This is a genomic window from Stenotrophomonas sp. 05L414_2, from assembly GCF_056397905.1.
In genome coordinates, this window is sequence record NZ_JBFTOJ010000201.1 from 1 (window position 1) to 6,583 (window position 6,583).

5 protein-coding genes and 1 pseudogene are annotated in these 6,583 nt (G+C 65.0%); 3 read left to right on the plus strand and 3 right to left on the minus strand.

The genetic code is table 11. From position 1 onward, the window contains the following. A pseudogene (locus tag AC1DJN_RS19575) lies at positions 1-319 on the plus strand (transcription termination factor Rho); the annotation flags it as partial. A gap of 223 nt (positions 320-542) precedes the next feature. Then, positions 543-2,117, plus strand: a complete 1,575-nt coding sequence (locus AC1DJN_RS19580) for a sensor domain-containing diguanylate cyclase (RefSeq protein WP_282279442.1) — start codon at positions 543-545, stop codon at positions 2,115-2,117. A gap of 58 nt (positions 2,118-2,175) precedes the next feature. Here AC1DJN_RS19580 and AC1DJN_RS19585 read toward each other — a convergent pair whose 3' ends face one another. The 3 genes from AC1DJN_RS19585 to aceK all read right to left on the minus strand — a co-directional run bounded on the left by AC1DJN_RS19585 (position 2,176) and on the right by aceK (position 5,820). Further along, the gene (locus tag AC1DJN_RS19585; RefSeq protein WP_313446726.1) at positions 2,176-3,051 is read right to left on the minus strand and encodes an energy transducer TonB; all 876 of its coding nucleotides are present in this window, start codon (positions 3,049-3,051) and stop codon (positions 2,176-2,178) included. An 82-nt stretch (positions 3,052-3,133) separates the two neighbouring features. Beyond that, positions 3,134-4,027 carry an energy transducer TonB gene (locus AC1DJN_RS19590; RefSeq protein WP_478039872.1) on the minus strand — a complete coding sequence of 298 codons (894 nt, stop codon included), beginning with the start codon at positions 4,025-4,027 and terminating at the stop codon, positions 3,134-3,136. Positions 4,028-4,089: 62 nt separating this feature from the next. Further along, complete coding sequence (gene aceK / locus AC1DJN_RS19595; RefSeq protein ID WP_478039875.1) at positions 4,090-5,820, minus strand: bifunctional isocitrate dehydrogenase kinase/phosphatase; 1,731 nt, start codon at positions 5,818-5,820, stop codon at positions 4,090-4,092. Positions 5,821-6,024: 204 nt separating this feature from the next. Between aceK and AC1DJN_RS19600 the strand changes: the two genes are divergently transcribed. Further along, positions 6,025-6,583: KilA-N domain-containing protein (locus AC1DJN_RS19600; RefSeq protein WP_478039877.1), on the plus strand; the 559-nt coding region annotated here is incomplete at its 3' end.

The window sequence follows — 6,583 nt, forward strand, 5'->3', positions numbered from 1 at the left end:
GACCATCATCGCCACCGCGCTGGTCGATACCGGCWSSAAGATGGACGAGGTGATCTACGAAGAGTTCAAGGGCACCGGCAACAGCGAAGTGCACCTGAGCCGTCGCATCGCTGAAAAGCGCGTGTTCCCGGCSATCGACATCAACCGYTCGGGCACCCGTCGCGAAGACCTGCTGATCGAGCCGGAGCTGCTGCAGAAGATCTGGATCCTGCGCAAGCTGCTGCATCCGATGGACGAAATGACGGCGATGGAATTCCTGCTGGACAAGATGAAGAACACCAAGTCCAACGACGAGTTCTTCGGTTCGATGAAGCGCTGATCGCGCGGCATTGATGGAATATGGAAAGGCCCCGCAGTGCGGGGCTTTTTCTTTGGGTGGCGGCAGGACGAACGGCTTCACTTCGCGGCCCTGTGAATTGGCGATAATCTGCGGGACAAATGCCTGACTCTCCGCCCCGGCCGCGCTGGCCGGGCCGCCGATTTCCGCTGTTGCCCCATCCGGAGGATCCGGCGGGTCCAGCCCTGCACGATTCTTCAACCGCATGCGCACGCTGTCCCCCCGCCTCAACCTGGGCAAGCTGATCCTTGCCCTGGCCCTGCTCAGCGCCGTCATCGCCCTGGCCAACACGCTGCTTGCCAGCTATCGCGTACAGCGCGACCAGCTGGTGGGCAACACCCTGGAAGCCAACCGCGTGTACGCCACCAAGCTGGCCGAGACCACGCAGAACTTCCTGCTGGCCGCGCAGCAGCAGCTGGCCTATGCCGCCACCCGGCTTGGCGACAACGACATGGATCCGGCCCAGGCGCAGGATGAGGCCCGTCGCCTGCAGCTGCAGTCCAGCAGCTTCAACTCCTCGCTGGTGGTGGCCAACGACGGGCGGGTGATCGCGACCTCGCCGCAGAGCCTGCAGCTGCAGGGCGAGATCCTGCGCAGCGCTGGCAACAAGGCAGCGTTGGAACGGCGCCAGCCGATGATCAGCGATCCCTACCAGTCGGCCACCGGCAAGCTGCTGATTTCGATCTCGCACCCGGTATTCGACCGCAGCGGCCAGTACCGGGGCTATGTGAGCGGCACCCTGTACCTGCGCCAGCGCAGTGCACTCAACACCCTGCTGGGTACGCACTACTACCGCGATGGTTCCTACCTGTACGTGGTGGACCGCCATGGCCGCCTGATCTATCACAACAACCCCAAGGAAGTGGGCACCTACGCGTTGAACAACCCGGCGGTGAAAGAAGTGATGCGTGGCCAGCGCGGTGCGCAGCAGGTGCGCAACAACCACCAGGTGGCGATGCTGGCCGGTTACGCGCCCGTGGCGGCAACCGGCTGGGGCATCGTCGCGCAGCGCCCGACCGAGGCGACGCTGCAGCCGCTGTCACGCCTGATGTCGGCGGTGATCTGGAATGCCATTCCGCTGGGCGTGCTGTCGCTGCTGATCACCTGGTGGTTCGCCCGCCGCATTTCGCTGCCGCTGTGGCAGCTGGCGCGCAACGTGCAGGACGGCGAGGACACCGGCAATGCGATCAGCCACGTCAATGGCATCCGTGCCTGGTACTTCGAAGTGGCGCAGCTGAAACAGGCTGTGCTGTACAGCTTCAATGCGCTGCAGGACCGGATCGGCACGCTCAACCGCGCCAGCCGTACCGATCCGCTGACCGGCCTGCTCAACCGTCGCGGGCTGCAGCAGGCGCTCGACGCGCTGCAGGCGCAGGGCCTGCCGTTTGCGATCCTGACGCTGGATATCGACCGCTTCAAGTCGATCAACGACAGCCACGGTCACGACGTCGGTGATGCGGCCATCGTCCATATCGCCGAACAGATGCGCCGCCATTCGCGCGAGACCGACGTGCTGTGCCGCGCCGGTGGCGAGGAGTTCCTGGTGCTGCTGCCGGGCGTTGGCATCGAAGCGGCCCGGCACACCGGCGAGCGCCTGCGCCAGGCCATCGCCGACGAACCGTTCGCTCCGGTGGGCACCATCACCGTGTCACTGGGAGTGGCCCACTTCCCCAGTTTCCATACCGATCCGGAACAGGCACTGCGCTTGGCCGACAAGGCCCTGTACCTGGCCAAGGAACAGGGCCGCAACCGGGTGGTGGTGTACCCGCACGCCGATTGAGCACATCGATTCAAGCGGGATGCACCGGGGCAGGCCCGGCGCATCCCGCAATGACGCATCAGCCCAGCGGGGTGAGCAGGCGCGGGCCTTCCTGCGCACGACCGACCATGTACACACCGCCTTCGGGCAGCAGATCGCTTCCGGCGGCCAGGGTTTCCTCACCGGTCTTCCACGGCGCCTGCTGGCGCGGGCCGGGAATGTACGCGGTCCAGCGGCCGTAACGCTCACGCGAATCCTGGAAGGCGAAGCGCACCGGTACGCGCACGGTCCAGAACTCGCGATCCTTGTCCTCGCCGGTTGTGGGCGGGTTGAACGTCCAACGCTTGGCGCTATTGACGCTGGCCTTGGCCAGGATATCGCGCAGCTGGTTCATCGCGCGCGCGGTACCAATCACGGTCAGATTGGTCTGCTCGGCAATCACATCAGCCACCCTGCCATCGCGGCCGACCTTGACCATCAGCATGACCGTGCCCTCCCCCTGCATGGTCACCGCCTGCGGTGGGTAATCCGGTCCCCGCAGTGCATTGCTGGTCACCCTGTCGGTGCCGACCTCACGCTCGCCATCCACCTTGCTGAAATTGGCATCGACCAGGCGGACCCGCATGGTGCCCTCGGCAGCATTGTCGGCCATCAGCCGCAGGCGCACCGCAGTGCGTGCCTGCACGGGCGCGCCATTGACCAGCACCGGGTCGAAACGCCAGCCCTGCACGGCCTTGTCCACGAAATCGGCAATACCCGCGTCGATCTTCTCGCGACGATCGAGCTGGAACCCTTCAACCTGGCCTTCGCGGCCGATGTCGATGACGCCACCAAGGGTCATGCTGGCCTCGGCCTGCCTGCGTACCTCGCGCGCGGTCTGYGCATCGGCGGTATCGATCAGGGCGGCACCGCCAGACACCGCAAGGGCCAGTGCCAGGAAAAGAGAAGAACGCATCACAGCCACTCCTTGTGCATGAAGATGATGAAGTCTGACCCCCGGGCAGGGGCCGATGAAACGTGGGGGCGGTTGACCGGCATCATTGCTCGGCAAGCGGAGTCAACAGACGCAGCCCGCGGGTAGCGCTATCGACCATGTAGACGCCACCGGCCGGCAACAGATCGGTACCGACCTGCGCGGCATCGTCGGTGGTGCGCCACGGGGCCTGCTGGCGGGGGCCGGGAATGTAGGCCTGCCAGCGGCCGTAAGGAGTGGGGGGTTGCCTGCTGCCCTTGTCGTTCAGCGCGAAGGTGACCGGCACGCGCACGGTCCAGAACGCCAGGCCTTTGTCCCCGCCGGAGGTCGGCGGAGTGAACGTCCACTTGCGGGCCTCGCTGATGCTGGCCTTGGCCAGCATGTCGCGCATCTTCTGCATCGCGTGCTCGGGTGCCACCACGCCCATGTTCACCTGTTCGGCGATGACGTCGGCAACCACACCATCACGCTCGACCTTGACCAGCAGCATCACCTCGCCCTGTGCGCCGACGCGGAATGCCGCCTCCGGATAGCGCGGAGGCCTCATCTGGTTTCCGGTCACTGCGTCGGTGGCCTTGTCGTCATACTCGCTGAAATCCACGCTGGTCATGCGCACTTCCGTGCTGYCATCGACGCCGGGCCTGCCAAGCAGACGTACACGCAACGGTGCATGTTTCGCCACCGGCTTTCCGTCCACCAGGGTAGGTTCAAACTGCCACCTGCGGATCGTGCCATCCACGAACGCGGCGATGGCCGGTGCGATCGACACCTGCTGGTCCAGCACAAGGCCACTGACCGCACCATCTGCAGCGACATCGATGTTGCCGGTCAAGACCATGCTGGCTTCGGCGGTGGCACGCACCGCGCGTGTGCTCTGCGCTGCCGCATCGGTGCTGAGCAGGGCGCCAGCCGAGCCGATCGCAAGCGCGAAGGCGAGAAACAGGGGAGAACGCATCATTGCCGATCCTTGGTGATGAAAGTGCCGAGATTACCCGAGTTCCTCGCAGTCGGCGCGGCCAATCACGCCAACCGCTGCGCAGCCGAATACGGTGGCGTGTCCGGATAATCGCCCGCCGCAAAGCGCGCCTGTAGCCCCTGCCACCAGGCAGGATCGAACAGATGACGATAGTGCTCGCGCACCGCTGCCAGTTCCTGCGCCGGCAAGCCCATGAACGGCCCGAACCGCTCGGGGAAAACATCGCGCGGACCGACATGGAACCAGGGCTCATCGGCCATCGCTTCTTCCGGAGAGCCTGGCTTGGGCCAGGCCCGGAATACGCAGTCGCTGACCAGGCACAACTCGTCGTAGTCGTAGAACACGGCACGGCCGTGGCGCGACACGCCGAAGTTCTTCGGCAGCATGTCACCGGGGAAGATGTTGTTGCGCGCCATGTCGGTGATCGCCTGCGCGTAGTCGAGTACCGCTGCGCGCACGGCCTCGCCAGCCTGTTCGCGCAGATAGAGATTCAATGGCCGGAAGCGACGCTGCACGTAGCACAACGCGATCTCCACCTCGTCGCCATCCACGCGCACGCTCTGCGCGCACTGCTGCAGCAGCTCGTCCAGCAGCACCGGGGCGAAGCGTTCGCGCGGGAAACGCAGATGCCGGTAGGGCTGTGCGTCAAGCAGGCGACCGACACGGTCGAGGTTGAACACCAGGGCGTACTTCTCCTCCACCTGCTGCCGCGACATCGTCTTGGGCCAAGCGAAACGATCACGGATCAGCTTGAACACCAGCGGGTAGCTGGGCAGGGTGAACACCGCCATGACCATGCCCGGCGTGCCTTCGGCATGCGCCAGACGCTCGTTCGGGTGTTCATTGAAGTGGCGGAAGAACGTCCGGTAGCGCTCGGTCTTGCCCTGTTTGGCGCGTCCGAGCACGGTATAGATCTCGTCGATCGGCTTGCCCGGCAGCAGGCTGCGCAGGAACACCACCGCATCGCCAACCGTACCCAGGTCAGCCTGGAAATAGCTGCGCGACACGCCGAACAGATGGGCCACATCGCGACGCCGGGTCAGCACGGCATCGGCGCGCAGGCCCTGGTCGTCGTTGACCAGCGCGATCACGCACGGCGAGAAACGGTGTTCACCGAACACGCGCCCGACCAGATAGGCGCGACGCTCGCGGTAGAACACGGTATCGAGCAGTTCGATGCTGCGTACCGGCGTGTCGCCCCAGTGCGCCAGATCGTCCTGCAGGCGCACGGCGATGGCGGCGGCACAGCGCAACTGGTGCGCATACGGAACATCGAAGCGGTAGTCGGCCAGCACCCGTTGCAGCGCCTCTACCGGCCGCGTCGGCGAGACCGCGTAGGTGTGGCGCGCCACCGGATGGGTGATCGCATCGGAGGGCTCGACATCGAAGGCGATGAACTCCACTTCCGGGTCCACACCGCGGATGGCGAACAGCCGTCGCGACAACGTGTTGTAGAAGGTCTTGTAGAGCTCGGCGTCGATCAGGCCCTGCAGCAGGGCACTGAAGTGCGCGTGCACCTGCAGCCACAGCGCGCGTTCGCTGATGGCGTCACCGGCCAGCCGCCGCAGCGCATCCATCTGCTCGGCGATGCACTGGTCGTACAGGGCGATGCGCTCCACCGCATCGTGGCGCGCCGCCGCCCAGTCGCGCTGCTGGAAACGCAGCCGGGCACGCGCCGTGATCGCGGCAAAGCGGGCGTGATACTGCTCGAAACCATCGCGGATGGCCTCGGCGATGCGCGGTGCCAGTTCGGTTRCAGTGACAGGATCGGACATGCACGACGTATCCGGGGAAACCGACCTAACCATACGCTGGCGTGGGGTAGCTTGTGTAGAGCCGAGCCACGCTCGGCTGCTGCTGCCTCAGAGAACCAGACAAACGCAACCATTCCTACAGACCCCGTGCGACTGCATTGCCTACTCTTTCAGGCCCATAACGGCATGAGGCGACGCATGCAGCAAATGACCCTGATCCCACGCATGGAGGAAGGCAACGTAATCCCGCAACGGGTACGCGACGGCTACATCAGCGCGACGGCGCTCTGCCAGTCAGTGGGCAAGCGCTGGTCGGACTATCGGTCGCTGAAATCCACCGGTGAGTTCATCGAGGAGCTGACCCTGCAGACCGGCCTCCCGGAGGACCAGCTCATCCATGTGGTGTCCGGGGGCAATGCGGCGATGCAGGGCACCTGGATCCACCCTTACCTTGCCATCAATCTCGGCCAATGGTTGTCACGCAAATTCGCGGTGAAGGTGTCGCAATGGGTGGTGGAATGGCAGCAGGGCCGGGCGAACGCCGTCATGCCCGCCCACATCGAGCGCTACATGCAGAACCGCTCGAAAGTGCCCTACACGCATTTCTCGATGTTGAACGAGCTGACCCTGAACCTGATCGCGCCACTGGAGCAGGCGGGCTATACGCTGCCGCAGGAGCTGGTGCCGGACATCTCCGAGGGCCGGCTGTTCTGCAAGTGGCTGCGCGATCACAAGGGCATCGATCCCAACACCTTCGACACCTATGAGCACAGCTATCCAGACG